We start from the raw sequence: 25,284 nt of genomic DNA, 5'->3' as shown, positions 1-25,284 counted from the left end.
CGGACAGAATCGCACCCCATGAGGATGTCCACGCTTCTGACTCGTAACACCACCCGGCCAGGCCTCGTCGGCACCGCGCGGGTGGACAAGAACATCGATCGACTGCTGCGCCGGGTGTGCCCGGGCGACATCGTGGTCCTGGACATCCTGGACCTGGACCGCATCACCGCCGACGCGCTGGTGGAGGCCGACATCGCCGCGGTCGTCAACGCGTCGCCGTCCGTGTCGGGCCGCTACCCCAACATGGGGCCCGAGGTGCTGGTCACCAACGGCGTCACCCTGATCGACGAGACGGGCCCCGAGGTCTTCAAGAAGATCAAGGACGGCTCGAAGATCCGTCTCTACGAGGGCGGCGTGTACGCCGGCGACCGCCGACTGATCCGCGGCACCGAGCGCACCGACCACGACATCGCCGACCTGATGCGGGAGGCCAAGAGCGGGCTGTCCGCCCACCTGGAGGCGTTCGCGGGCAACACGATCGAGTTCATCAAGAGCGAGAGCCCGCTGCTGATCGACGGCATCGGCATCCCGGACATCGACGTCGACCTGCGTCGCCGCCACGTCGTGATCGTCGCCGACGAACCCAGCGCCGCCGAGGACCTCAAGGCGCTCAAGCCGTTCATCAAGGAGTACCAGCCGGTGCTGCTCGGCGTCGCCGGCGGCGCGGACATCCTGCGCAAGGCGGGGTATCGCCCGCAGATCATCGTCGGCGATCCCGACCAAATCAGCACCGAGGCCCTCAAGTGCGGCGCCCAGGTGGTGCTGCCCGCCGACGCCGACGGCCACGCGCCGGGCCTGGAGCGCATCCAGGACCTCGGGGTCGGGGCGATGACGTTCCCGGCGGCCGGTTCGGCGGTCGACCTGGCCCTGCTGCTGGCCGATCACCACGGCGCCGCCCTGCTCGTCACCGCCGGCCACACCGCCAACATCGAGACATTCTTCGACCGCACGCGCACCCAGAGCAATCCGTCGACCTTCCTGACCCGGCTGCGGGTCGGGGAGAAGCTGGTGGACTCCAGGGCCGTCGCCACGTTGTACCGCAACCACATGTCCGGCGGCGCCATTGCGCTGTTGGCCCTGACGATGCTGATCGCCGTCATCGTCGCGCTGTGGGTCTCGCGCACCGACGCGACCGTGCTGCATTGGATCGTCGAGTACTGGAACCGCTTCACGCTGTGGGTTCAGCACCTGGTCTCTTAAGGACGTGCCCTCATGATCTCGTTGCGTCAACATGCGTTCTCGCTGGCCGCGGTCTTCCTGGCGCTCGCCGTCGGGGTGGTACTGGGTTCCGGTTTCCTGTCGGACACGCTGCTGTCCAGCCTGCGCGACGAGAAGCGCGACCTGCACACCCAGATCAACGGCCTCAACGACCAGAAGAACGCCCTGGCCGAGAAGCTGAGCGCGGCAAACAACTTCGACAGCCAACTGGTGGGGCGCATCGTGCGCGACGCGCTGGCGGGCAAGTCGGTGGTCTTGTTCCGTACCCCGGATGCCAAGGACGACGACATCGCCGCGGTGTCGAAAATCGTTGGCCAGGCGGGCGGTACGGTCACCGGAACCGTTTCGCTGACCCAGGAGTTCGTCGAGGCAAATTCGGCGGAGAAACTGCGGACCGTGGTCAACTCGTCTGTGCTGCCGGCCGGTGCCCAGTTGAGCACGAAGCTGGTCGATCAGGGCTCGCAGGCCGGTGACCTGCTCGGCATCGCGTTGCTGATCAACGCCGATCCCGCCGTGCCGGGCGTGGACGAAACCCAGCGCGCGACGGTGCTGGCGGCACTGCGCGACACCGGGTTCATCACCTACCTGCCCAGCGACCACTTCGGGGCGTCCAACGCCGCCATCGTCGTCACCGGGGGCGGCCTGCCGCCGGACACCGGCAATCAGGGGGCCAGCGTCGCCCGGTTCGCGGCCGCGCTCGCGCCGCACGGGTCCGGCGTGGTGCTCGCCGGCCGAGACGGCTCGGGGACGGGAAGCGCCGCGGTGGCGGTGACCCGCGCCGACGGCGGGATGACCAGCACGGTCACCACCGTCGACAACGTCGGCGCCGAGTCCGGGCGGATCACCACGATCCTCGGTCTGCACGACCTGATCAACGGCGGCCACACCGGCCAGTACGGCACCGGCCACGGCGCCAAGTCGATCACCGTGCCCCAGTAGTTACGAAGGCCGGGCGTGTTCGCGGCGGTGCGGCGCCGTGGATGTTAGGGTGGGTTTCCGTGGGTCGGCAGGCCCAGCCGGTATTTCCCAAGCCCTGCCCGTCTTCACGGAGGTCGTCTTTGCGAAAGCATCCGCAAACCGCCACCAAGCACCTCTTCGTCAGCGGAGGGGTCGCTTCGTCGCTCGGGAAAGGCCTGACGGCCAGTAGCCTCGGTCAGTTACTGACCGCCCGCGGGTTGCACGTGACGATGCAGAAGCTCGACCCGTACCTCAACGTCGACCCGGGCACGATGAACCCGTTCCAGCACGGCGAAGTCTTCGTCACCGAGGACGGCGCCGAGACGGACCTCGACGTCGGGCACTACGAGCGTTTCCTCGACCGCGATCTGTCCGGCTCGGCGAATGTCACTACCGGGCAAGTGTATTCGACGGTCATCGCCAAGGAGCGCCGCGGCGAGTACCTCGGCGACACCGTCCAGGTCATCCCACACATCACCGACGAGATCAAGCGACGCATCCTGGCCATGGCCGAGCCGGACGCCAACGGCCACCGTCCCGACGTCGTCATCACCGAGATCGGCGGCACCGTCGGCGACATCGAGTCGCAGCCGTTTCTGGAAGCCGCCCGCCAGGTACGTCATTACCTGGGCCGCGAGGACGTCTTCTTTCTGCACGTGTCGCTGGTGCCGTATCTGGCGCCGTCGGGCGAACTCAAGACCAAGCCCACCCAGCACTCGGTGGCCGCGCTGCGCAGCATCGGTATCACCCCGGACGCGCTGATCCTGCGCTGCGACCGCAACGTCCCCGAGTCGTTGAAGGAAAAGATCGCGCTGATGTGTGACGTCGACATCGACGGCGTGATCTCCACGCCGGATGCGCCCTCGATTTACGACATCCCCAAGGTGCTGCACCGCGAGGAACTCGACGCCTTCGTGGTGCGCCGGCTCAACCTGCCGTTCCGCGACGTCGACTGGACGGAATGGGACGACCTGCTGCGCAGGGTGCACGAACCGCACGAGACAGTGCGAATTGCCCTGGTGGGCAAATACGTTGAGCTGTCCGACGCCTACCTGTCGGTTGCCGAGGCGTTGCGCGCGGGCGGCTTCAAGCACCACGCCAAGGTCGAGATCCGTTGGGTGGCCTCCGACGACTGTGAGACACCCGCCGGTGCCGCGGCCGCGCTGGGCGACGTGCACGGCGTGCTGATTCCCGGCGGCTTCGGCATCCGTGGGATCGAGGGCAAACTCGGCGCCATCCGCTATGCGCGGACGCACGGCCTGCCCGTGCTGGGCCTGTGCCTGGGTCTGCAGTGCATCGTCATCGAGGCCGCCCGCTCGGTCGGTCTCACCGAAGCCAACTCGGCCGAATTCGAACCGTCCACGCCGGATCCCGTGATTTCCACGATGGCCGACCAGGAGGAGATCGTGGCGGGCGAAGCCGATCTAGGCGGCACCATGCGGCTGGGCTCCTATCCCGCCGTGCTGGAGCCGGAATCGGTTGTGGCGCAAGCGTATGGGACCACCCAGGTGTCCGAACGGCATCGGCACCGCTACGAGGTCAACAACGCCTACCGGGACCGCATCGCCGAAAGCGGCCTGCGCTTCTGCGGAACCTCGCCCGACGGTCACCTGGTGGAGTTCGTCGAGTACGCGCCCGAGGTTCATCCGTTCATCGTCGGCACCCAGGCCCACCCCGAGCTGAAGAGCCGGCCCACCCGGCCGCACCCGCTGTTCGTCGCGTTCGTCGGGGCGGCCATCGACTACAAGAACGCGGAGCTGCTGCCCGTAGAGATCCCCGAGGCCCCGGAGCAGGGGCCCAATGGCAACCCGCACCGCGACGACGTCGCGCAGCCGTTACCCGAGCCCGCCACCCGTGGCTGAGCACGACTTCGAGACGACGTCGTCCGAAACCCTGCACAGCGGAAAGATTTTCGCGCTGCGGCGAGACCACGTCCGGATGCCGGGCGGCAAGGAGGTCGTCCGGGAGGTCGTCGAGCACTTCGGCGCGGTGGCGGTGGTCGCACTGGACGACGACGGCAACATCCTGCTGATCTACCAGTACCGCCATGCCTTCGGCCGGCGGCTGTGGGAGCTACCGGCCGGGCTGCTCGACGTGCACGGCGAGCCCGCGCAGCTGACCGCGGCGCGGGAGCTGCAGGAGGAGGCCGGCCTGCAGGCCGACACCTGGCAAGTCCTCGTCGACCTGGACTCGACCCCGGGCTTCAGCGACGAGTCGGTGCGGGTCTATTTGGCCACCGGCCTTCGCGAGGTGGACCGGCCCGAGGCGCACGACGAAGAGGCCGACATGACGTCGCAGTGGTACCCGCTGGCCGATGCCGCGCGCAAGGTGCTCGACGGCGAAATCGTCAATGCCATTGCGGTAGCCGGGATTTTGGCCGCGCACGCGGTCAGCAACGGGTTCGCCGAACCGCGCCCGCCGGATAGCCCCTGGACCGACCGGCCGACGAGGTTCGCGGCGCGGCAGGCCGGGCAGTGACGGAGGCAATCGCGGCGTTCGCGCTGGAGTCGCAGTTGCAGGGCTACCTTGACCACCTGGTGATCGAGCGTGGCGTCGCGGCCAACACGCTCAGCTCGTATCGCCGCGACCTGCGCCGCTACGCCAAGCACCTGGCGGACCGGGGCATCCATGATGTGGCCGAGGTCGGCGAGGTCGACGTCAGCGAATTCCTGGTGGCGTTGCGCCGCGGCGATCCCGAGTCTGGGGTGGCGGCGCTGTCCGCGGTGTCGGCGGCGCGCGCCCTAGTCGCAGTGCGCGGACTGCATCGGTTCGCCGCCGCCGAGGGGCTGGCCGAGCTGGACGTGGCGCGCGCGGTCCGGCCGCCGACGCCCGGTCGTCGGCTGCCGAAGAGCCTGACCATCGACGAGGTGCTGGCGCTGCTGGAGGGCGCGGGTGGTGACGGCGCGGCCGACGGCCCGCTGACGTTGCGCAACCGCGCTGTGCTGGAACTGCTGTACTCCACCGGCGCCCGGATCTCCGAGGCTGTCGGCCTGGACGTCGACGACATCGACACCGAGGCCCGGTCGGTGCTGCTGCACGGCAAGGGCGGCAAGCAGCGGCTGGTGCCGGTGGGGCGGCCCGCCGTGGCGGCGCTCGACGCCTACCTGGTGCGGGGACGCCCGGAGTTGGCCCGCCGCGGCCGCGGGACGCCGGCGATCTTCCTCAACGCGCGCGGCGGCCGGCTGTCGCGGCAGAGCGCCTGGCAGGTGCTGCAGGAGGCCGCCGAGCGGGCCGGCATCACCGCGGGCGTGTCGCCGCACATGCTGCGGCATTCGTTCGCCACCCATCTGCTCGAGGGCGGCGCCGACGTGCGCGTCGTGCAGGAATTGCTCGGCCATGCGTCGGTGACGACGACGCAGATCTACACCCTGGTCACCGTGCACGCGCTGCGCGAGGTGTGGGCCGGCGCGCACCCGCGGGCGCGGTAGCGGCTAGCCCAGGTATTCCGACTCGAGCACCAGGTCGGAGATCATGCTCTGGTACTCGACATGGGCCTTGTGCTCGATGGTCGACCAGTGCTGGCCCTGGTGCTGCCGCATGTACTCCCGGTACTTCGGCGCGCCCGGCACGCGGACGTTGTCGGCGACCACGATCGACCCCGCATGCAGCCAGCCGCGGTCCAGGATGCTGAGCAGGTCCGGCAGGTAGGCGTCCTTGTCGTGGTCGATGAACACGAAGTCCAGTGCCTCGGCGGTGAATCCGTATTCGTTGGCCAGCGCGTCCAGCGTGTATCCGCCGTCGCCGATGGTGCCGACCACGCACGTCACGCGGTCCGCGACCCCGGCATGCTCCCAGATCCGCCGGGCGTTGGCGGCGTTGGCCGCGGCGAGTTCTACCGAGTAGACCTTGGCGTCCGGTGCGGCGCGCGCGATCCGCAGCGCGCCGTAGCCGCAATAGGTGCCCAACTCGAGCGCCAACGCGGGGCTGGCGCTGTGCACCGCGGCGTCGAGCAGCAGTCCCTTTTCGTCGCCGATGTTGATCAGCATCGACTCTTCGTAGGCGAACTTGTCGATGGTGGCGATGACGTCGTCGATGTCGCCGGGCCGCGCGTTCTTGATGACGTATTCGACCGCCGCCGTCTCGCGGCCGTCGCCGATCTGACCTGTCGTGTTGATCTTGCGGACCACCCCGGGTCCCATCCGCCACACCGACCAGCGGAGCAGTGGGTTGCGGCGCTTCGGACTCATAGCTCCCAACGATAGGTGCCCCGGCGGACCGTTGCCGCGCGCCGCCCGCGTATTCGCAGCTTGAATTGCCTGCGGGTCGCCCGGGCCAGGGGATCCGACCCGATAGACTTTCCTGCGATCATGACCGACCAACCCGACAGCGTTCCCGAGATCGGCCTGACTGGGCGGCCGCCGCGGGCGATCCCGGAACCCGAGCCGCGCACGTCGCACGGCCCGGCCAAGGTCGTGGCGATGTGTAACCAGAAGGGCGGCGTCGGGAAGACCACGTCGACGATCAACCTGGGCGCCGCGCTCGCCGAGTACGGCCGGCGGGTGTTGCTGGTGGATCTGGACCCGCAGGGCGCGCTGTCGGCGGGCCTGGGCGTGCCGCACTACGAGCTGGACCAGACGATCTACAACCTGCTGGTGGAGCCGCGGACGTCGATCGACAACGTGCTGATCCACACCCGGGTCAAGAACATGGATCTGGTGCCCAGCAACATCGACCTGTCGGCCGCCGAGATCCAGCTGGTCAACGAGGTGGGCCGGGAACAGACGCTGTCGCGCGCGCTGCACCCGGTGCTGGACCGCTACGACTATGTGCTGATCGACTGCCAGCCGTCGCTGGGTTTGCTCACCGTCAACGGGCTGGCCTGCTCCGACGGCGTGGTGATCCCGACCGAGTGCGAGTTCTTCTCGCTGCGCGGCCTGGCGCTGCTCACCGATACGGTCGACAAGGTGCGCGACCGGCTCAACCCCAAGCTGGACATCAGCGGCATCCTGATCACCCGCTACGACCCGCGGACCGTGAATTCCCGCGAGGTCATGGCCCGCGTCGTCGAGCGATTCGGTGACTTGGTGTTCGACACGGTCATCAGCCGCACGGTCCGCTTCCCGGAGACCAGCGTCGCCGGCGAGCCCATCACCACGTGGGCGCCGAAATCGGGAGGCGCCATCGCCTACCGCTCGCTGGCCCGCGAATTCATCCACCGATTCGGCGCGTGAACGCCGGTTTCCAGGTCCGGCTGACCAACTTCGAGGGGCCGTTCGACCTGCTGCTGCAGCTGATCTTCGCGCACCGCCTCGACGTCACCGAGGTCGCGCTGCACCAGGTCACTGACGACTTCATCGCCTACACCCGGCAGATCGGCACTGAGCTGGGCCTGGAGGAGACCACCGCGTTCCTGGTCGTCGCCGCGACGCTGCTGGATCTCAAGGCGGCCCGGTTGCTGCCGGCCGGACAGGTGGACGACGCCGAGGATCTGGCCCTGCTGGAAGTGCGTGACCTGCTGTTTGCGCGGCTGCTGCAATACCGGGCGTTCAAGCACGTCGCGCAGATGTTCGCGGAGCTCGAGGCCGCCGCGCTGCGCAGCTATCCGCGTGCGGTGGCCCTCGAGGAGCGGTTCGCCGGCCTGCTGCCCGAGGTGATGCTCGGCGTCGACGCCGAGCGCTTCGCCCAGATCGCGGCCATCGCGTTCGTCCCGCGCCCGGTCCCGACGGTCGGTACCGGCCACCTGCACGAGGTGCAGGTCTCGGTTGCTGAGCAGGCCGCGCACCTGCTGGGGCTGCTGGAATCGCGGGGCAGCGGTTCGTGGGCGTCGTTTTCCGAGCTGGTGGCGGATTGCCGGGCGCCGATCGAGGTCGTCGGGCGCTTCCTGGCGCTGCTCGAGCTGTATCGGTCCCGGACGGTAACATTCGAGCAGTCCGAGCCGCTTGGCTTGCTCCAGGTTTCGTGGACCGGAGAACGGCCGACCAGCGAAGTGCGAGACGAATCATGACCGAACCCCTTGTGCCCCCCTCCGAGTCGGAGGAGGGCATCCCCGACATCGCCGAGCCCGCCGAATTGGATCCCGACGAGCTCGGCGCGGTGCTCGAGGCGCTGTTGCTGGTGGTGGACACCCCGGTCACGGTGGAGGCGCTGGCCGCCGCCACCGAGCAACCCGTCTACCGGATTGCCGCCAGGCTCCAGCAGATGTCTGAGGAGCTGACCGAGCGGGACAGCGGCATCGACCTGCGCAAGTCGGGTGAGGGCTGGCGGCTGTACACCCGCGCCCGGTTCGCGCCCTACGTGGAGAAGCTGCTGCTCGACGGGGCGCGCTCCAAGCTGACCCGGGCCGCACTAGAGACGCTGGCCGTAGTCGCCTACCGCCAGCCCGTGACGCGGGCGCGGGTCAGCGCGGTCCGCGGCGTCAACGTGGACGCGGTGATGCGCACGTTGCTGGCCCGCGGTCTGATCACCGAGGCCGGTCCCGACGCCGACAGCGGGGCGGCCACGTTCGTGACCACCGAGCTGTTCCTGGAGCGGCTGGGGTTGTCGTCGCTGACCGAACTGCCCGACATCGCGCCGCTGCTGCCCGACGTCGACACCATCGAGGACCTGAGCGAATCCCTGGACAGCGAGCCACGTTTCATCAAACTCAACGGCGGTCGGGCCGCGGAGGAGACCATCTCGTTCGACGTGGACCAGGATTGATGGCGCACGAAACGGACGCGCAGGGAGTCCGCCTGCAAAAAGTGTTGTCGCAGGCCGGGATTGCGTCGCGGAGGGCGGCTGAGAAGCTGATCATCCAGGGCCGCGTCGAGGTGAACGGTGAGCTGGTAACCGAGTTGGGCACCAGGGTGGATCCGGACGCTGCCGTGATCCGCGTGGACGGGGCCCGGGTGGTGCTTGACGACTCCCTGGTGTACCTGGCGCTGAATAAGCCGCGCGGCATGCACTCGACGATGTCCGACGACCGCGGCCGGCCGTGCATCGGCGATCTGGTCGAACGCAAGGTGCGCGGAAACAAGAAGCTGTTCCACGTCGGGAGATTGGACGCCGACACCGAAGGGCTGATTCTGTTGACCAACGACGGCGAGCTGGCGCACCGCTTGATGCATCCCTCCCACGAGGTACCCAAGACGTATCTGGCGACGGTGACAGGGTCGGTGCCGCGCGGGGTGGGCAAGAAATTGCGGGAGGGGATCGAGTTGGACGACGGGCTCGCCCGCGTCGACGACTTCGCGGTGGTCGACGCCATTCCGGGAAAGACGTTGGTGCGGCTGACGTTGCACGAGGGGCGCAATCGCATCGTGCGCCGGATGCTGGGTGCGGTGGGCTATCCGGTGGAGTCGTTGGTGCGCACCGACATCGGCGCGGTGACGCTGGGCAAGCTGCGGCCGGGCAATGTCCGGGCGCTGCGGCACGACGAGGTCGGCCAGCTCTACCGGGCGGTGGGTCTGTGACTGACACGGTGGTCGCGATCGACGGGCCGGCGGGTACCGGAAAGTCCTCGGTGTCAAGGGGATTGGCGCGGGAGCTGGGTGCGCGCTACCTGGACACCGGGGCGATGTACAGGATCGTGACGCTGGCGGTGCTGCGCGCCGGAACCGACCCGGCCGATGCCGAGGCGGTTGGGCTCGCCGTCGGAGATGTGGCGCTGTCGGTGAGCTACGACCCCGACGACGATCTTTGTTACCTTGCCGGAGAGGATGTTTCGACGGAGATCCGCGGCGACGACGTCACCCGGGCGGTATCGGCGGTGTCGTCGGTCCCGGCGGTGCGCACCCGCCTCGTCGAGCTGCAGCGCCGGCTGACGGAGGGACCGGGCAGCGTCGTCGTCGAGGGGCGCGACATCGGCACCGTGGTGCTGCCCGACGCTCCGGTCAAGATCTTCCTCACCGCCTCGGCCGAGACGCGGGCCCGGCGCCGCAATGACCAGAATGTCGCGGCGGGGCTGCCCGACGCCTATGACACCGTGCTGGCCGACGTCCGTCGGCGCGATCATCTGGATTCCACGCGAGCCGTGTCGCCGCTGCGGGCGGCCGAGGATGCCGTGGTCGTCGACACCAGCGACATGACCGAGTCCGAGGTGATCAGTCACCTACTGGAGTTGGTGCGGCAGCGAAGAGGAGCGGTGCGGTGAGCCAGGACGGTACCTGGGCGGACGAAAGCGACTGGGAGCTCGGCGAATCCGACGTCGACGAGCTGGACGAGGCCGGCCCGGCGCCGGTGGTCGCGGTGGTCGGCCGGCCCAATGTCGGCAAGTCCACGCTGGTGAACCGGATCCTGGGCCGGCGCGAAGCGGTGGTGCAGGATGTTCCCGGCGTCACGCGGGATCGAGTTTCCTACGACGCGCTGTGGACCGGGCGTCGGTTCGTCGTGCAGGACACCGGGGGATGGGAGCCCGACGCCAAGGGCCTGCAGAACCTGGTGGCCGAGCAGGCGTCGGTCGCGATGCGGACCGCCGACGCGGTGATCCTGGTGGTCGACGCGACCGTTGGCGCCACCACCGCCGACGAGGCCGCCGCCCGTATCCTGCTCCGCTCCGGAAAGCCGGTCTTCCTGGCGGCCAACAAGGTTGACAACGACAAGGGTGAAGCCGACGCCGCCGCACTGTGGTCGCTGGGCCTGGGGGAGCCGTATGCGATCAGCGCCATGCACGGCCGCGGCGTGGGCGACCTGCTCGACGCGGTGCTGGCCGCGCTGCCCGAGGTTGCCGAGGCGGGGTCGCGCGAGGGCGGTCCCCGACGGGTAGCGCTCGTCGGCAAGCCGAACGTGGGCAAGAGTTCGCTGCTGAACAAGCTGGCCGGAGACCAGCGATCGGTAGTCCACGACGTCGCGGGCACCACGGTCGACCCGGTGGACTCGCTTATCGAATTGGGCGGCAAGACTTGGCGATTCGTCGATACTGCCGGCCTGCGCCGCAAGGTGGGCCAGGCCAGCGGGCACGAGTTCTATGCATCCGTGCGCACGCACGGCGCCATCGATCTGGCCGAGCTGGTGATCGTGCTGATCGATGCGTCGCAGCCGATCACCGAGCAGGATCTGCGGGTGCTGTCCATGGTCATCGAGGCCGGCCGCGCGCTGGTGCTGGCCTACAACAAGTGGGACCTGGTCGACGAGGATCGCCGCGATCTGCTGGACCGCGAGATCGACCGCGAGCTCGTTCAGGTGCGCTGGGCACAGCGCGTCAACATCTCCGCCCGGACCGGGCGCGCCGTACAGAAGCTCGTGCCGGCGATGGAGAGCGCGCTGGCATCGTGGGACACCCGGATCCCGACGGGCCCGCTGAACACGTGGATCAAAGAGGTCGTCGCAGCCACGCCGCCGCCGGTGCGCGGCGGCAAGCAGCCGCGCATCCTGTTCGCCACTCAGGCGAGTGCGAGGCCACCGACGTTCGTGCTGTTCACCTCTGGCTTCCTAGAGGCCGGCTATCGGCGGTTTCTGGAGCGTCGGCTGCGCGAGACCTTCGGGTTCGAAGGCAGCCCGATTCGGATCAACGTGCGGGTGCGCGAGAAGCGGTCGGCCAAGCGGCGGTAGGTCGTTCGGCCTCGCGTGCTCAGGCGGGCGGCGGCCTCAGCGAGGACTGGCCAATCCCCGCCGGAGACCACATGAGCCGGAAGTTCATTCGTCCAGTGCGCGTTGCTTCGCCAGGCGAATCTTGGTCGGGAACCGAACCGAATCGAGGCATTCGATGGTCAGTGGCTGCACCCCCGGGACACGCACGACGAGGATGGCAAACGCGGGGAAGTCATGCGTGCTTCCGGCACCGCTCGTGACGCTGTCGGGCTGGAAGATTGCCGGTGTGGTTTTGACCTGCCCATTCGACGCCGAGGCGACGATCGCCTCGCTGTGCACGTCAAGGATTTGGGTCGGCCGCAAGCGTGACCGCTGTAGTTCCAGCTGTTTGCGGATCGCAAGCGACCCCAGCTTCTCGGCCAAATATGGGTCAGGAAACAGCAGGCAGCGAGTTGGCTCGTCCGGCGCAGGCTCGTGTAGCTCCGCCCCCTACGGGCACCGAACGCAAGAATCTCGCAAACGCTCAGCGTTATCTTGCTGCAGCAACGTCGGAGGGAGGTCGCTGTGGATACGCCCAAGTAGACCGTTGCCGGGGCACTACTGTGGGGCGTCGCGATCATCGGGATGGCGCTCACGCTGGGCACCGCACACGCTGAAACCAGCTCCGGTCCGGCGATAAGCGGTCTGAAAGACGATCCAGTGCCGCCCGGCGCGTCCGGTCCATACACGTGCTGTCCCGGCGATGAAACGAAGGGACTTCGTCCCCAGACCGGCCGCGGATGTCCCTCGTCAGTCGATTGGGACAAGACTCGCTGCCACACGTGGTGGGGCGTCTACTGGGGTCACGGAAACGTCGCCCCCGGTGTCTGGGAGGGGCCTGATGCGCCGCCACCGGAGGCCCTGCAAAAGCCTTGGTGCGGCTTTCCTTTCATGTGTTAGGGCAACGACCGATAGCCGCAGATGCTGTGGCCTCTTCTGGGCATCGCGAACGACCGTGAGCGTGCGCCGACCTTCCACCACGGTGCCTTTCCGACGTGCGCTTGTTGACGCTGCGATCGCAGGCGCCGCTGCCCGACTGGGAGAAGCGTGTCCTTCTCGCCGCTGAGGGTGCGCCATGCCCGTGGGCCGTGAAACGGGCGGCGGCCGGCCTGCGGTAGGCTGTCGACCTGCTGCCGGTTGGTTTCGGCGGCTGCGGGCTGTGGCGCAGTTTGGTAGCGCACTTGACTGGGGGTCAAGTGGTCGCAGGTTCAAATCCTGTCAGCCCGACACATATCGCCTGGTCACAGGCGTTTTATTGTCTCGTAAAAACGGCTATGACACGTCCGTGACACTCAAGAATTTTTTTCACGCTCGGCGGGGCCGTTTCCAGCAGGCATTTCTCGCCTTGAATTTGCGGATTCTGCGGGTTTCCGGCCCCGCGATGTGTCTGGTCCGGTGGGTGACTAACGCACGACCAGCTGCAGAAACACTGCCACCCTGCCGTGGGGCGTGCGCGTGGCACGATGCGTTCGATGCCTTGCTGGATGGGGCTCGCGGCAGCTCCTCCAACCGGTTGGCGATGACACTCACCGCTCTTGGCTCAAAATCAAGTGGTCGGCAGGCCCGGATGTGACACCGGCGGACACACGGTCGCAGCCGGTCACAGGGTTCCAGGTGGCCTCTGTCCACTCGATCGCCGAACGATCCGCCATCGGACTCTCCTCACCTGCGGTTTCCTGCTTCGGCCGCCACTCTATGGTGTGGTACCGACGAGTCGAATGAGATGTTTGGGGCCGGTGTGTCGGGAGTGTTTTGTTCCTGTTCTGCCCCGCGGATCAGATACCAGCGGAGTCGTCGACGACCAGCACCTGCCGTAGCGGCACGATCGAACGCCACCGGGGCGGAAGCCGGTCGTAGTTCCGCAGCACGAGGTCCACCAGCGCTTCGCCGTTGATCAAGCGAAGTCCCTGGCGGTTCCGTTCGATGGCAATCGCCTCTCGGGAGTACGAGCCGAGAGTGACGAACAAGCTGAGCTCGTTCTGCGACTGCGTGCCGATCAGCTGCTGGACCTCGGGTGCGCCGATCGTGCTGGTCATGTGTTTGCACTGCACTTTGATCAGCGGCGGCTCAACACCGAGTGGATCGCGGTGCGCGAGCACGTCGACACCGCCGTCCTGGGAGTACGCAGTCACCCGGGCCTCGTATCCCATCGCACGCAGCAGGTCGGCGGTGAACTCTTCGAACTCCTGGTGTGACAGCGCAGATTCCAGGCGCTCGAGGACGAAGTCACGGGTGTGCCGCTCGATGCGGCCCGCCCGCGGCTCGTCGGCCGCCGCGAGTTCCACTTCGGTCTCGGGCTCGCCTACAGACGGCCCGCTGATGGGCTGCGCCGGCGCGCGAATGCCGATCTGCGCGAGGAACTCGTCGGCATGTTTACGGACCCGGAACACCGTCAGCAGCGACCCGATCTCGTACAGGGCGGCCTGGGAGAACTCCGTTCGAGAGATCCCCAGCTTCTCCCACCGAACCGGTCGACGGTGCCGGTGGGTTGGTGCCTCGGCGTGAAATTCGTAGGGTCCGGTCACGATGCCGATGTTGATCGTGCTGTCGGGGCGGTACGGCGCCACGATGACGTCGCCTTCGCTGATGTCTCCAGCGAATCTCAGCAGTATGCCCGCCCACCCGGCGATCGCCCTTGGTTTGTCGTCGGGGAAGGCCAAGGCAAGCGCTGCCTTCAGCTGCTCCCGTGCCAGCCCGACTTGGCGTAGGTCACCTATGGGGTCCCAGCCGATGCTGATGAAGCCGCCGTCGATGAGTTCCGTGCTTAGCGCATCGTTGTGCACCCCGAACACTGCCACCTGGGGGATTCTGCCGTGTGTCGGGCGAAGGGCTTCTCCCGGTATGAGATCCGGATGCCCGGCCTGCCGATTTGCACGCCCGACAATTCCCGCCTGACGCGTCATACCTGTGTGCGAAGCTGCGTGCACATCCGGTTGTGAGGGGGACGTGACAGTGGACGGTGCGGGGCTCGGCGGTTCGGTCCAGGCGGAGGTCTGGGAGCTACTGGCCGAAAACGAGTCGGTGGCCGAGGAGACCGTGTACCTCGTCGCGGCGGCGATGCGGGGCGACGGCGAGTTCGCCGATCAACTCGGCGGGGATGCACCGGTACCGGAGCGGCCGAAAGTCGAGACGATCGACGCTCCCGCCCCGCTACGTGCGTTCCTCCGATCCATCACAGTGTCGGGGTTCCGCGGCATCGGCGGGCGCACCACCTTGGAGGTGAACCCCTACCGCGGGATCACCGTGATCAGCGGCCGCAACGGCTCCGGCAAGTCCAGCTTCGCCGAGGCGCTGGAGTTTGCGCTCACCGGCACCAGCTACCGGTGGGAAGCCAAGAAGGGTCAGCACTGGCAGGCGTCGTGGCGGAACCTGCACGCCGGAGAACCGGCATTCATCAAGATCGACTTCGCGATGGAACCCGACGACGACCGCACCGGGACCGTCGCAACTATCGGTGTGGATTGGCCGCCGGACTGCAAACTGAGCGCGGCCGAACGCTGGTCACAGGTCAAGGGGCAGAAGCGGGAGACCGTTGCAGCACTCGGCTGGGATCGGGCGCTCAAGACTCACCGGCCGCTCATGTCGTACGACGAGCTCGGCGGGGTCTTCGAGGAAGGGCAGGCCGCGTTGTACGACGCGCTCGACACGCTGCTCGGGCTCGACGACGTCGCCGCGGCCGAGGGCCGACTCAAGGACGCCGAGAAGCAGCTCGGTGGGGCGCGCAAGTCGGCGAACGAGGCCCGGACCCGCCTGCGCAACTCCCTGAGCGAGGCCACCGACACTCGCGCGGAACAGGTGAAGAAGCTCACCGCGCGCGCGCCCTACGACCTTGAAGCGATCGAGGCGACGACGTTGGGCACGGCGACCGACCAGGCCGCCACCATCGCGAAGTTGCGGAGGATCGCGGCGCTCGAAGTCCCGCAGCTGGCCAAGGCCACCGAGGCCGCCGAGGAGCTGCGCGCGGCCATCGATGCGCACGCGGCCGGTGACGACTCCGCGGTGAAGGCCCTGACCGCACGGGCGGGTCTGCTACGCGACGCGCTGCACCTGCATGCCGACGCCGGCGATGGGGCCTGCCCGGTATGCGAGACCGGGACCCTCGACGGCGCCTGGCGCACCGCGGCCGAGGAACGGCTGAGGATGGCCGAAGCGAGCACTGCAGAGCATCAGGCCCTGGCCTTGCGACTGAAGAAGGCCCGGTCGGCTGCCGACGACTTCTTCGGAGAGGTCGCCGATGTGGTCGCGGTCGAGGGAGTTGACCTGGCCGCGCTGGCACCGTTCGCCGCAACGCTGAAGAGCGCGCGCACTGCGCCGCCCGCCCTGGCCGACCGACCCGGCCACGTCGAGCTGGCCGCCATGGAGCTCGACGAGGCGGCCGCGGCGCTGCGGAAGGAAGCTGGGGAGCGCGCGGACAGTCTGGAAGACGCGTGGGCGCCCATCGCTGGTGCGATCGTCTCCTGGGTCGAGCTGGAGACCGCGGCCCGCAAAGACGACGCGAGCCTCGATGAGGTCAAGCGAGCGTTGAAGTGCTTGCGCGAGGCCGCCGACACGTTGCGGGAGCGGCGTCTGGCACCGATGGTGGAACAGACCGGCGAGTTCTGGGAGCGGATGCGGCACGAGAGCAACGTCGACATCGGCAGCATCAGCCTCGAGGGAGTGGCCAACCGCCGCCACGTCGTGGTCGACGGCGCTGTGGACGGGGTGTCGACCGGCGCGCTGACGGTGATGAGCCAGGGCGAGCTGCACGCACTGGCGCTTGCGATGTTCATCCCGCGGGCCACCACGCCCGCGAGCCCGTTCCGCTTCTTGGTGCTCGACGACCCGATCCAGGCCATGGACCCCGCCAAGATCGCGGGGTTCCTCGACGTGCTCGTCGAGCTCGGTAAGACGCGGCAGGTGATCGTGTTTTCGCACGACGACCGGTTGCCGGCTGCGATCCGCGCACGATCGGTGCCGGCCCAGCTGCTCGACGTCACCCGGGAGCAGGGGTCGCTGGTCGTGGTGAAGGCGAACGACCTACCCGCAGACCGGTACGTCGCCGACGCCGAGGCCCTAATCCTCGACGACGACATCGACGACCTGATCAAACGGAAGGCGGCACCAGGCCTGTTCCGGATGGCAATCGAAGCCGCCGCCCACCAGAGGTACTTCAGCGAACGCGCGCAGGCCGGCGTCCCCTACCACGAGACCGACACCGCGTGGGAGCAGGCGAAGACCACCCAACGGAGGGTGGCGCTCACCGTTACCGGGGCCGCGGACGGAGACGTGTCCGGCTGGAAGTCGTATCGGACGCACAGGTTCCCGACGCTGGCGATTTCCGCGTCGGGTACCCATCGTGGCGCCAAGCTGGACCGCGGAGCCATCCGGGACCTCCGCAACACCGTCCGCGACATCGTGGCGGGCCAGTGACCGCCGACGCTGAGGCGCTGCTTGCACGTGCCGACAAACTCCTCGACTCCCCGGACCGAACGGCGTTGGGCAACTCGGCGCGGCTGGCGGCGTTCCTCGCGCGGCAGGCTGTGGAGGACCTCATCGACGCCCGCTGTGCGGCGCTGACCGGTGTCCAGGTTGTCGTCGGAACCGTGAGAGCGAACTGGCCGTGCTCAAGTCGCTCGACACCACCCCGGCCGGACCCGCGCTCATCGACGCGTGGCACCAGCTGACCGGCTTCTGCCACCACCACGCCTACCAGTTGTCGCCGACAGTTGCGGAGGTGCGTGCGCAGTGCGCGGCGCTGCAGCGGGAGTGTCTTGACGTACCCACCACGCCATCCCCGTAGCGCGGATCGCCGCATGGAAGGGCAGATAGGACGCGCTGGGCATCCTCCCCGCGGAGTAAGCCGGGACGCCTACCGCCGCCCCCTCTGAAACCGCCAGATCGCGTGGTCGAGGGCCGTGGCCGACATGTCGAGCTCCGGTGCAGCGGCGGTCACGATCTCCGCGGCGAACGCTGGGCCGACGCTGCGGCGCGGCGCGCCCAACGCGTCGGCCACGAAGCGGCAGATCATCCGATCGGGCTTCACCCCCGGGACGCCCGCGAGCATCAACACATACCGCCACGTGATCCCGGAGCGCTGCCCCTTCACCGCGCACCACGCATTCCGGGCATGTTCCAGCCGGGAATCATCGGTGGCGGCTTGGCGAAGGACAGGCGCAGTGTCGATCCCCTCGGCGGCGAGGACCGTGGCCACGTCCCGGATCGCCTCCGACTTCAGGATCCCGCCGCGGGTGGACGTCCGGTTGCGGGTGCCGATCCGCGCCGCCCAGCCGTCCGGGCCACCGCACTCGTCGAAGGTGACCAGCAGCTGCGCAGCTCCGTCGGTGGCCGGATCTCCCCCCTGTTCCAGGCGGTAGACCCGGTAGCGGTCGAGCACGTTCCCCACGCTGCTGTATGTGACGCCGGTAGACTGCACGCTGTCGATCACGCAGAGGGCGAGACCGTCCCGGTAGCCCTTCGGAGCTTCCGAGCCGCGGAACTGCTCGCTGGCGGCGACGAGGGCGCGGAGCTGGGTGTCGGTACGGGGCACGAGCGCGATCGTCGCACGGCGGGGTGACAGCGCGGGCAGCTATTCGCCCGCGAGCGCCCGACCGAACGCGACCGTGAACTCCGTCTGCCGCCCCGACGCGGGGAGGGGGACGCGCACCTTGCTGGCCGGCAGGCCCGCGTCGGCCAGCGCGGTGGTGCACCTGCCCGCTGCGGGCCTACCGACGCCGAGCCTGAGCACCGCGAGTCACGCAGCGCAGCGGCTGCGTCGTCTCCCGCAGCCCGAACTCCGACTGCACCGCCGCGATGCGTGTGAACACGTGCTGGCGCAGCTCCGGCGACATCTCGGACTCGAAGTGCAGCAGCGACCGTAGGACACCGTCCTCGTGGCCGGCCTCGGCCTTGGTGCAGGATGGTTCGGCGTCGGCGACCTGGTGTACGGCGTGGCGCAGGTCCCCGATCCTGTCGAGCTTCACCTCGTCGCGTTTGGCGGCGGCCTCCGCGATGGAGAGGCCGGCCTCCTCGTCACGAAGTGCGTTGCCGTAGTGGCAGTCGGCGCTGCGGAGCAAGGTGAGGACCTCGTACCGGTAGGGCGCGGTGTCCTCTAACGCGACTAGCGCAGCCACCGGCTTCCCGTCACGCACGATGACGATCTGCTGGCCCGTACGAGTTACCTGTTCGACTGCGGCGTCGAGCTGGCCGGCGAGTTCCGAGGTGGTCATGCGCGCGGTCTCGGCAGAGGTCATGAGGGGACCGTAGCGGTACGGGCGCAGTCGTCGATCAGAACGGGCCGGTCACTTTCGATCGCGCTCCTCGTCGTCCCACTGCTCGCCTTCGTCGCGGATGTTCTCGTCGTCGTACGCGGGATCGTTCTCGTACTTGTTCATGGCCCGCAGGATTCCGCCGACGCTTCGGCCCGAGCTCCTGCGGCGCGACCGAAACCCCAGCTCACCGCCGCGCCGAAACCCAACTCGGGTGACCGACGAGAAATTCGTCCCACCCCTGCTGCCGAACCCCACCCGCGACGTTTACCCAGGTCGAATCTGCTTGTCCGCCAACCGAGCACAGTCGCATCCGGTTTCTGTGCGGTGACCGACGAGAATTTGCATTCCCGCACTCAACGGGTTGGTGACCTGGTGAAAAAGGGTGAGAAATAGGGCATTCCCGCACGGGTCGCAGGTAGACGCCGGGTCTGTGTGGACGCGCCCTGCACCCCACCGCGGCGGGCGAGCCGCATAGCTTCCGCCGCATGATCCTTCCCGCAGTGACCGCCGCCGCCGAGCTGCCGGATCTAACGGTCGACGTAGTGGAGCGAATCCGCGCGGCCACCATCTCGTCACAGTCCGAGGGCACGTCGTCTCGGAGCAGTCACGCCACGTCCGCGCGCGGACGCGAACAGCTCAGCGTTCCCCTGCGGGGAGTCGGTGACAAAACCGGCAGTGTCACCATCTCGTTCCCGCAGGTAGCCGCGCGTGTCACCGGATCCCGATATGACACATCGGTGACACGTAAGCCGCATCGCGCGGTGCGACAACGGCAGCGAAAGACCAGGTCGCGCCATCGGAGTGCGGACCCGCGACCTGCGGCGATGGTGCAACCCGCTCCTGGGGGTCAAGTGGTCGCAGGTTCAAATCCTGTCAGCCCGACAGGGAGAAATAGGACATGAGCTGCAGAAATGATCTCTCGTACCGCAGCGTTGGTTTTTCGCATCACATCCGGATTCCGGGCATTCGGCGGGCGCACTTGCCCGTAGATGCCGTGGTCAAGGTGCTGGTGGATGCAGTGGATCGTGAGACCCTGCAAGGTGGGGGATGATGGCGCAGCTGTGGCAAGAGGTTCCTGACTCGACCACCCCGCGGTGTCAGTCATCCTCTGCGAGCGACGTCTTGGCTCAGTATCTGGGGCCAGGTCTCGACGTCGGCCGGGCTGTGCGCCACGCTGAGCGTTGACTGCGGCAATACTGCGGCAAGTGATTCCGCGGTCGACAGCGGATGCGCCAGGTCGTCGATCCAGGCCAGAATCGTCGTCGGCACATCGATTCGTGCAAGGGCTTCACGAGCGGGAAGGTCGCTGAGAGCCGCACCGCGAAACAGTGATGGCAGCAACGCATCGGCGACATCGGGAACTGTTTCGGGCGCGCCAACCGTGGCTGGCGGCGGAGTCGCCTCACGCGCCAAGGCGATGAATGCCCCGACTCCCTGGGTTTCGATAATTTCGGCCGCAACCCGGTAATTAAGCGCCTGCGCCGGCCGGGTTTGCCACGCAGTGGCCGGCACCATCAGCGTGAGACCGACGAAACGGTCGGGCTCGCGTGCAGCAGCGTGCAGCAGCGTGCCGGCACCCATGGATGGGCCGACTCCGTGCACCCGTTCGCCGGGAAACCATCTGTCGAGCAGTCGTAGAAGATCCTCGGCAAGGCGTTCCCACCGATAATCTTCGGGTACTTTGCGCCCGGTCGACTTGCCGTGGCCGCGTGCGTCGTACCGCAGCAATCGGGTCCCGCTGAGCCCCCTGCCGAGGTCGAGATTGAGCACTCGGTCGCGCACGCGGCTGGAGGTAAGTCCGTGCAGTTGAACCACCGGGTGGCCGCCTTCGTCGCTCAGTTCAACCGCAAGCTCTGCTCCCGGGACCACGAAAGTGGACATCACGCAACTCTTTTCATGACCGGACGACTCGTCCCGGAGCCGACCTCCCTGACCGAGCATTCAGGCTATCTGGGGCGTTAGGGTACCGCCATGCGGCTGACCAACGTGGCGCACCTGCGGCTACCCTTCGGACGACTCTGGGGCTACGACGTGGCGGTGTCCGACCTCGGCCGGCACTTGCCGGTGTCTTTTGACCAGCGCATACACGTTGGGGCGGGCGCACGACCCGGCTCCTGGATGGCTCTGTCCATTCGGTTGCCGGCGGGGGTCAGCCGCCAATCGTTGGCCGATGCGTGGCTGGCAGTGATCGCCCACCACGGCACCCTACGAACGGCATTCACACCCGGGGCGGACGGCGATCCGCAGTTGCATGAGATCGATATTTACCCAGGCAAGTGGGTGGAGCATGAGATCGCTCCGGGCCAGGCGGTCAACGACGCACTGCGACTAGTTCTCAATGCGACGTGCTCGCCCTATCAGCGGCCCTCACATCGGTTGTGTGTGTTGGAGACTGCCGCTGGATTGACGGTGGTGATCGCCGCCGACCACGCGCACGTGGACATGTGGTCGATGCTGGTGATTGCCCGTGACCTGTTGTCGATGCTCGCCGACGCGCGGATCGGACGTAGGTCGTCGCTGCAACCTCCGCCGGCATTTGTCATGCACACGCAAGCACTGTTGGACCGTCCCGCGGCACCGGACCGCGTGCGCGCGCGATGGGCACAAATCCTCAGCGACAGCGGTGGGGTGATGCCACGGTTTCCGCTGCCGTTGGGTGAGTCCGGGCCGCATCCGGAACGCGTTGAAGTGCGCGACGTGTTCGATGTCGATGACGGCGCCGCGTTCGCCGCGCAGGCACGCAATGACGGTGTCTCGACTCTGGCACTCGCGGTGGCCGCCATGACTGCGGTGACTCGCGAGTTGGCCGGGGCGCCGCTGCGCGCCGTTTTCCCCGTGCACAGCCGGTTTGAAGACAAATGGCACGACTCGGTGGGCTGGTTCATCACCAATTCGGTCCTGGAGTCGTCGGTCGCCGAGCCGCACGCCGCGGCCGCGGCCGTCAAAGAAGCCGTGCAGCTTGGTTCCTGGCCACTGGCCGACGTACTGGCTCCGTGGGGTGGAATGCCCATCGCGCCCGGCATGTTCGCCATTTCCTGGCTGGACCAACGCAGACTTCCGGTGCGCATCAACTCGGTCGGACTCGACGCCCAGTATGTGAGCGCGAGCATCCACACCGACGGCGTCATGCTCTGGTTCATCCAGGATGAGTCCGGGCTACATCTGCGATGCCGCTACCCGGATACCGCGGAGGCACGAACCAACGTGGGGGGGTGGCTGGACCTGTTGGTGGCGCGCCTACAGGCACTGGCGCGGTCCTCGGTTCGTGGACTGTTGCGGATAGCGGGCCGCACATTCCGCGTACAGCGCGCGACGCGCGACCACGTGGGGGTGATCGCCGAGCTGCTCTCCGACGACGAATTCGGTCAGGATCGCGAAAGCGCCGAACTCGAACGCTACGAGGCGGCCTACGACATCGTTGTTCGCAACCGATCCAACTATCTCGGAGTCGTCCTCAACGGTTCCGATATGGTCGTCGCGACTGTTCAATTGACCATCATTCCCGGGCTGTCCCGCGGCGGCGTCACCCGGCTCCAGATCGAGGGATTACGGGTCGCCAAAGCCGAACGTTCGCAGGGTCTAGGTACTGCGCTCGTCGAGTGGGCACACAACTACGGCCGAGCTCACGGGGCACAGTTGGCTCAGGTAACTACAGACGGGGCTCGCGAAAGGGCTCGGGCGTTCTATAGCCGGCTCGGGTACCACGCCGCCCACGTCGGGCTGAAATGCACCATCTGATGTCGGCGGCGGCTCAAAACTGACCCCTTGCCGCTCCGGGTTCAGATTTCACATGCCGTCGACACTTTGGTCCCCACCACCCCAGGGGACTTACCCGCGACTAAAAGGGACCCCGTGTGGCGACAAGGCACAAACTCGGTTCAACCCAGGCGCGGGATTCTCCGCGGCTATCACTCGGAAACCACCGATAGCCGCAACCACGCAGCGCTCGGGGAGTATTTCGTCGCCGCCGACAAGGTCCGCTGGCACCGAGCCGAGCATATGAATAGTTGCGTCTGTTCGCTCGGGGAGCATTTCGTCGCCGCCGACCGCTCCACCGCCATAAAGACTGCCTGTCGGCCCCGTCGGTCGATAGCAATGACCGACCATAGACATTCTGATTGTCACACGTTGTCACAACCCCCGCGAAACGCGCCGAGAAGGGCTGGGATGGCACGCGACAGTTCGCCCAGTTCCAACGGCGATTCAGACATCAATTGATACGGCCGAACACCCCTCAGAGCCGACTGGGGGTCAAGTGGTCGCAGGTTCAATTCTTGTCAGCCCGACTTAGAGAAATATGCCTTGACCTGGCACTACGAACTCGCCGTCAGGGAAACCTGTCCCGCTGTTTGCGAGCTGGGATCAGCCTCTGCGCAGCTGGGTAAAGGAGCCGTCCCGACGATGGAGCTTCGAGGTCTTCGCACTTTCGGTGACGTCTAGATTCTTGCGCTCAGCTTGAGTGGTTAAGAGTTCCGACGAAACGTCGTCCCTCTCCTTGATAAGTTCGGATTGGCGCGATTCCCAAGCATTGAGCGAGACGCCGGGCCGAAGTACGTGATGATGTTCGCTTTCGCGTGATGCATCTGCAAAGGCATCTTCACTAGCGGTCGGGGAGTTCAACGCGCCCCCAGCGCTCCCAAAGTCCCGGCTCGATGTTATGCGCTCGCACGAAGGCTCCGAGCTCTTTTCTCACCGAATCACCTGCGCCAAAAATGTCTTCGAGCGACGTCAATCGCCTCAGTAGGAACCACGAGGCTTCGGTCGCGCATTGCAGCGCGTCGCGCATCAGCTCAAGCGCTTCGTTGCGCCTTAGCTCGGGCATTTCATCATCTCCGATGCTCTCTCCCCGCTCGATGGCGCGCAGGACCGATTCAATCACTCGTCTGCCTTGCGCCTGCCCGTCTAGCCAATTCAGCCCGATCGCGCCGGGGCCGTTTGGAGGAGGCTCCCCGAACTCGCGCGCACGTTGATTTGTTTCCGGATCGCGCAACACAAGCTTATGGACTGCGTATCGCGTGAATCGTGTTGATGTGGCAGCCGTGAGATGGGCCAGTACGACAGGATCGAGCTGACCGCCGAGCGCTTGCCGCCAATCCGCGTACCACTGCCATTCGGTCGATGTCAGTGCCGCGAGCTCCTGTGGGTTAACTGGGGAATACACAAGTGTGCGGAATGCTTCGTCGCCCTCACGGACGGCATCGCACAGCTCCTGCTCATAACCTTCATCAGCCACGGCGAGGCGAATTCGTGGTGCAGCAAGTGAAATTAGGCTCATGACGGCACTCGCACGATCTCGTGATTCTGGTACGCCTGAGCAATCTTCTGATGCCAGTAGGCCTGCGGGTGCTGCGCTAGCGGGCCTGCTCCACTGATGGCAAGTTGCGGAACACGCGTTAGCGGCGGGACAGGCGGGCGAACAGGATGCTTCGGATCTTCGGCGGGGATTACGAATTCCTCTTCGGGAATAACGGTGAGCCTTACCTCGGGGAATCGCTCGGAGTAGCTGAAATCCGCCAGTCGGCGCTGCCTGGGGGCCTGCGCCGGCCCCATAACCCAATCACTGACGCACAGCCACGTATCCTTCGGGTTCGTATACCAGTTGCGTGAGTCGAATTCGTCCGGATAGCACAGGACCACGTCGATCGCGAACTGCTCCCGGAAGTCGTTCCGGAGGCCGTGCAACCAATGGTCGGTGTGCACCGTGAGAACCGCGTCTGGGTAAACCGGTTGTGCGTTCAACCAATTCAGGTATAGGCGCGCCTTCTTCGGATCACGAGCGTCGAACACCCTCCATTCCTGGTCGGGTTCAAACCATGAGACGATCCCGACACGGCCGTAGATCGCGGTGGAAAGCGGCTCCGAAACACCGGTCACGTAGACGGCCTTGCCCCACGTAAAGTCTTTATTCCCGATGAAGAAGCCGCTGTTGGGCGAACGTAGGTAGCCCTGCGCCCACTTGGATGGCACATACTTCATGGCCAGGAAGCGATCAGGCTCGTAGCTATTGTCGTTGAGGAACTCGGTCCAGGCGGACCTAGAGTTTATGATCGCATCTTCAATCGCGTTGCGGTCTTCGTCTTTCAGTAAATCCTTGCCTTCGGTCACAGCGTCCCCATCCGTTCCGCTCCTGCCTCGACCTCGCACGCCTGAGAGTTGCTCCATCGCGCACTTTACTGAGCATCACCGGCAGCCGGGAGTGTGTGCGCAAACTCCAGCACTGAGGTGCGGCTCTATCGGCGAGACCCGTTGGATCTCACGCCGTCCACACTGACTCCGGTCGAACCTCCCCAAGTCCTTCGGTGAGCTCCCTGTGGTGGAATTTGCGGTGGACGGTCGACGCGCGGGTTCATTCGGCGGCAAGTTCGCGCTCTCCTTC

General features: G+C 66.9%; 22 protein-coding genes, 1 tRNA gene and 1 pseudogene. 15 read left to right on the top strand and 9 right to left on the bottom strand.

Annotated elements, in window-relative coordinates:
* Positions 1–18 precede the first annotated feature (18 nt).
* The 5 genes from steA (at position 19) to xerD (ending at position 5,603) form a co-directional block, all read left to right on the top strand.
* Positions 19–1,200: a putative cytokinetic ring protein SteA gene (steA, locus tag AC5Y5V_RS18795; protein ID WP_499938314.1), complete on the top strand. Its 1,182-nt coding sequence runs from the start codon at positions 19–21 to the stop codon at positions 1,198–1,200.
* A 12-nt stretch (positions 1,201–1,212) separates the two neighbouring features.
* Positions 1,213–2,157, top strand: coding sequence for a copper transporter (locus AC5Y5V_RS18790; RefSeq protein WP_499938312.1), 945 nt, complete (start codon positions 1,213–1,215; stop codon positions 2,155–2,157).
* A gap of 119 nt (positions 2,158–2,276) precedes the next feature.
* Positions 2,277–4,037, top strand: a complete 1,761-nt coding sequence (gene pyrG / locus AC5Y5V_RS18785; protein ID WP_499938310.1) for a CTP synthase — start codon at positions 2,277–2,279, stop codon at positions 4,035–4,037.
* Positions 4,030–4,653 (top strand): NUDIX domain-containing protein, encoded by a 624-nt coding sequence (locus AC5Y5V_RS18780; protein WP_499938308.1) that lies wholly within the window; start codon positions 4,030–4,032, stop codon positions 4,651–4,653. Before pyrG ends, AC5Y5V_RS18780 begins: the two co-directional genes overlap by 8 nt.
* A gap of 8 nt (positions 4,654–4,661) precedes the next feature.
* Positions 4,662–5,603, top strand: a complete 942-nt coding sequence (gene xerD, locus AC5Y5V_RS18775) for a site-specific tyrosine recombinase XerD (RefSeq protein ID WP_499938359.1) — start codon at positions 4,662–4,664, stop codon at positions 5,601–5,603.
* Between the two features lie 3 nt (positions 5,604–5,606).
* Here the strand turns inward: xerD and AC5Y5V_RS18770 are convergent, their stop codons facing one another.
* Entirely contained in the window at positions 5,607–6,362 is a 756-nt protein-coding gene (locus AC5Y5V_RS18770) for an O-methyltransferase (protein ID WP_499938306.1), read from the bottom strand.
* 120 nt (positions 6,363–6,482) lie between these two features.
* Here AC5Y5V_RS18770 and AC5Y5V_RS18765 point away from each other — a divergent pair, with 120 nt between their 5' ends.
* From AC5Y5V_RS18765 to der, 6 genes are read left to right on the top strand one after another with little or no spacing between them, the layout of a single operon-like run.
* Entirely contained in the window at positions 6,483–7,346 is an 864-nt protein-coding gene (locus tag AC5Y5V_RS18765) for a ParA family protein (RefSeq protein WP_499938304.1), read from the top strand.
* Entirely contained in the window at positions 7,322–8,119 is a 798-nt protein-coding gene (locus AC5Y5V_RS18760; RefSeq protein WP_499938357.1) for a segregation/condensation protein A, read from the top strand. Before AC5Y5V_RS18765 ends, AC5Y5V_RS18760 begins: the two co-directional genes overlap by 25 nt.
* Positions 8,116–8,814 (top strand): SMC-Scp complex subunit ScpB, encoded by a 699-nt coding sequence (gene scpB / locus AC5Y5V_RS18755; RefSeq protein WP_499938302.1) that lies wholly within the window; start codon positions 8,116–8,118, stop codon positions 8,812–8,814. Before AC5Y5V_RS18760 ends, scpB begins: the two co-directional genes overlap by 4 nt.
* Positions 8,814–9,566 carry a pseudouridine synthase gene (locus AC5Y5V_RS18750; RefSeq protein WP_499938300.1) on the top strand — a complete coding sequence of 251 codons (753 nt, stop codon included), beginning with the start codon at positions 8,814–8,816 and terminating at the stop codon, positions 9,564–9,566. The genes scpB and AC5Y5V_RS18750 overlap by 1 nt, the downstream gene beginning before the upstream one ends.
* Positions 9,563–10,246, top strand: a complete 684-nt coding sequence (gene cmk, locus AC5Y5V_RS18745; protein ID WP_499938298.1) for a (d)CMP kinase — start codon at positions 9,563–9,565, stop codon at positions 10,244–10,246. The genes AC5Y5V_RS18750 and cmk overlap by 4 nt, the downstream gene beginning before the upstream one ends.
* Positions 10,243–11,643 (top strand): ribosome biogenesis GTPase Der, encoded by a 1,401-nt coding sequence (gene der, locus AC5Y5V_RS18740; protein ID WP_499938295.1) that lies wholly within the window; start codon positions 10,243–10,245, stop codon positions 11,641–11,643. Before cmk ends, der begins: the two co-directional genes overlap by 4 nt.
* 84 nt (positions 11,644–11,727) lie before the next feature.
* Here the strand turns inward: der and AC5Y5V_RS18735 are convergent, their stop codons facing one another.
* Positions 11,728–12,045 carry a hypothetical protein gene (locus AC5Y5V_RS18735; protein WP_499938292.1) on the bottom strand — a complete coding sequence of 106 codons (318 nt, stop codon included), beginning with the start codon at positions 12,043–12,045 and terminating at the stop codon, positions 11,728–11,730.
* A 769-nt stretch (positions 12,046–12,814) separates the two neighbouring features.
* On the opposite strand from AC5Y5V_RS18735, the gene AC5Y5V_RS18730 reads away from it, so the two are divergent.
* Positions 12,815–12,888, top strand: a tRNA-Pro gene (locus AC5Y5V_RS18730).
* A 347-nt stretch (positions 12,889–13,235) separates the two neighbouring features.
* Here AC5Y5V_RS18730 and AC5Y5V_RS18725 read toward each other — a convergent pair.
* Both AC5Y5V_RS18725 and AC5Y5V_RS18720 read right to left on the bottom strand, forming a co-directional pair.
* A pseudogene (locus AC5Y5V_RS18725) lies at positions 13,236–13,313 on the bottom strand (DUF5131 family protein); the annotation flags it as partial.
* A gap of 123 nt (positions 13,314–13,436) precedes the next feature.
* On the bottom strand, positions 13,437–14,459 hold the full coding sequence (locus AC5Y5V_RS18720; protein ID WP_499938290.1) for a restriction endonuclease: 1,023 nt from the start codon (positions 14,457–14,459) through the stop codon (positions 13,437–13,439).
* Between the two features lie 148 nt (positions 14,460–14,607).
* Between AC5Y5V_RS18720 and AC5Y5V_RS18715 the strand changes: the two genes are divergently transcribed.
* Both AC5Y5V_RS18715 and AC5Y5V_RS18710 read left to right on the top strand, forming a co-directional pair.
* Entirely contained in the window at positions 14,608–17,070 is a 2,463-nt protein-coding gene (locus AC5Y5V_RS18715; protein ID WP_499938288.1) for an AAA family ATPase, read from the top strand.
* Between the two features lie 190 nt (positions 17,071–17,260).
* Positions 17,261–17,440 (top strand): hypothetical protein, encoded by a 180-nt coding sequence (locus tag AC5Y5V_RS18710; protein WP_499938285.1) that lies wholly within the window; start codon positions 17,261–17,263, stop codon positions 17,438–17,440.
* A 69-nt stretch (positions 17,441–17,509) separates the two neighbouring features.
* Here AC5Y5V_RS18710 and AC5Y5V_RS18705 read toward each other — a convergent pair whose 3' ends face one another.
* From AC5Y5V_RS18705 to AC5Y5V_RS18695, 3 genes are all read right to left on the bottom strand, one after another.
* Positions 17,510–18,187: a DUF8548 family protein gene (locus tag AC5Y5V_RS18705; protein WP_499938283.1), complete on the bottom strand. Its 678-nt coding sequence runs from the start codon at positions 18,185–18,187 to the stop codon at positions 17,510–17,512.
* 175 nt (positions 18,188–18,362) lie between these two features.
* Positions 18,363–18,890: a hypothetical protein gene (locus AC5Y5V_RS18700; protein ID WP_499938279.1), complete on the bottom strand. Its 528-nt coding sequence runs from the start codon at positions 18,888–18,890 to the stop codon at positions 18,363–18,365.
* A 1,119-nt stretch (positions 18,891–20,009) separates the two neighbouring features.
* Complete coding sequence (locus tag AC5Y5V_RS18695; RefSeq protein ID WP_499938276.1) at positions 20,010–20,789, bottom strand: alpha/beta fold hydrolase; 780 nt, start codon at positions 20,787–20,789, stop codon at positions 20,010–20,012.
* 90 nt (positions 20,790–20,879) lie between these two features.
* On the opposite strand from AC5Y5V_RS18695, the gene AC5Y5V_RS18690 reads away from it, so the two are divergent.
* Positions 20,880–22,646, top strand: a complete 1,767-nt coding sequence (locus AC5Y5V_RS18690; protein WP_499938274.1) for a GNAT family N-acetyltransferase — start codon at positions 20,880–20,882, stop codon at positions 22,644–22,646.
* An 862-nt stretch (positions 22,647–23,508) separates the two neighbouring features.
* Here the strand turns inward: AC5Y5V_RS18690 and AC5Y5V_RS18685 are convergent.
* Positions 23,509–24,183 (bottom strand): hypothetical protein, encoded by a 675-nt coding sequence (locus AC5Y5V_RS18685; protein WP_499938272.1) that lies wholly within the window; start codon positions 24,181–24,183, stop codon positions 23,509–23,511.
* Positions 24,180–25,013: a hypothetical protein gene (locus AC5Y5V_RS18680; protein ID WP_499938270.1), complete on the bottom strand. Its 834-nt coding sequence runs from the start codon at positions 25,011–25,013 to the stop codon at positions 24,180–24,182. Before AC5Y5V_RS18680 ends, AC5Y5V_RS18685 begins: the two co-directional genes overlap by 4 nt.
* Positions 25,014–25,284: the final 271 nt, after the last annotated feature.

It is taken from the genome of Mycobacterium sp. NGS68 (assembly GCF_059812195.1).
This window is presented reverse-complemented; position numbering and strand designations above follow the sequence as displayed.

Bases quoted from the DNA above. Each gene is read 5' to 3' on its own strand.
- steA (WP_499938314.1), top strand. From the start codon at position 19: ATGAGGATGTCCACGCTTCTGACTCGTAACACCACCCGGCCAGGCCTC.
- AC5Y5V_RS18790 (WP_499938312.1), top strand. From the start codon at position 1,213: ATGATCTCGTTGCGTCAACATGCGTTCTCGCTGGCCGCGGTCTTCCTG.
- AC5Y5V_RS18695 (WP_499938276.1), bottom strand. From the start codon at position 20,789: ATGTCCACTTTCGTGGTCCCGGGAGCAGAGCTTGCGGTTGAACTGAGC.
- AC5Y5V_RS18685 (WP_499938272.1), bottom strand. From the start codon at position 24,183: ATGAGCCTAATTTCACTTGCTGCACCACGAATTCGCCTCGCCGTGGCT.
- AC5Y5V_RS18690 (WP_499938274.1), top strand. From the start codon at position 20,880: ATGCGGCTGACCAACGTGGCGCACCTGCGGCTACCCTTCGGACGACTC.
- AC5Y5V_RS18750 (WP_499938300.1), top strand. From the start codon at position 8,814: ATGGCGCACGAAACGGACGCGCAGGGAGTCCGCCTGCAAAAAGTGTTG.
- AC5Y5V_RS18770 (WP_499938306.1), bottom strand. From the start codon at position 6,362: ATGAGTCCGAAGCGCCGCAACCCACTGCTCCGCTGGTCGGTGTGGCGG.
- scpB (WP_499938302.1), top strand. From the start codon at position 8,116: ATGACCGAACCCCTTGTGCCCCCCTCCGAGTCGGAGGAGGGCATCCCC.
- AC5Y5V_RS18765 (WP_499938304.1), top strand. From the start codon at position 6,483: ATGACCGACCAACCCGACAGCGTTCCCGAGATCGGCCTGACTGGGCGG.
- AC5Y5V_RS18700 (WP_499938279.1), bottom strand. From the start codon at position 18,890: ATGACCTCTGCCGAGACCGCGCGCATGACCACCTCGGAACTCGCCGGC.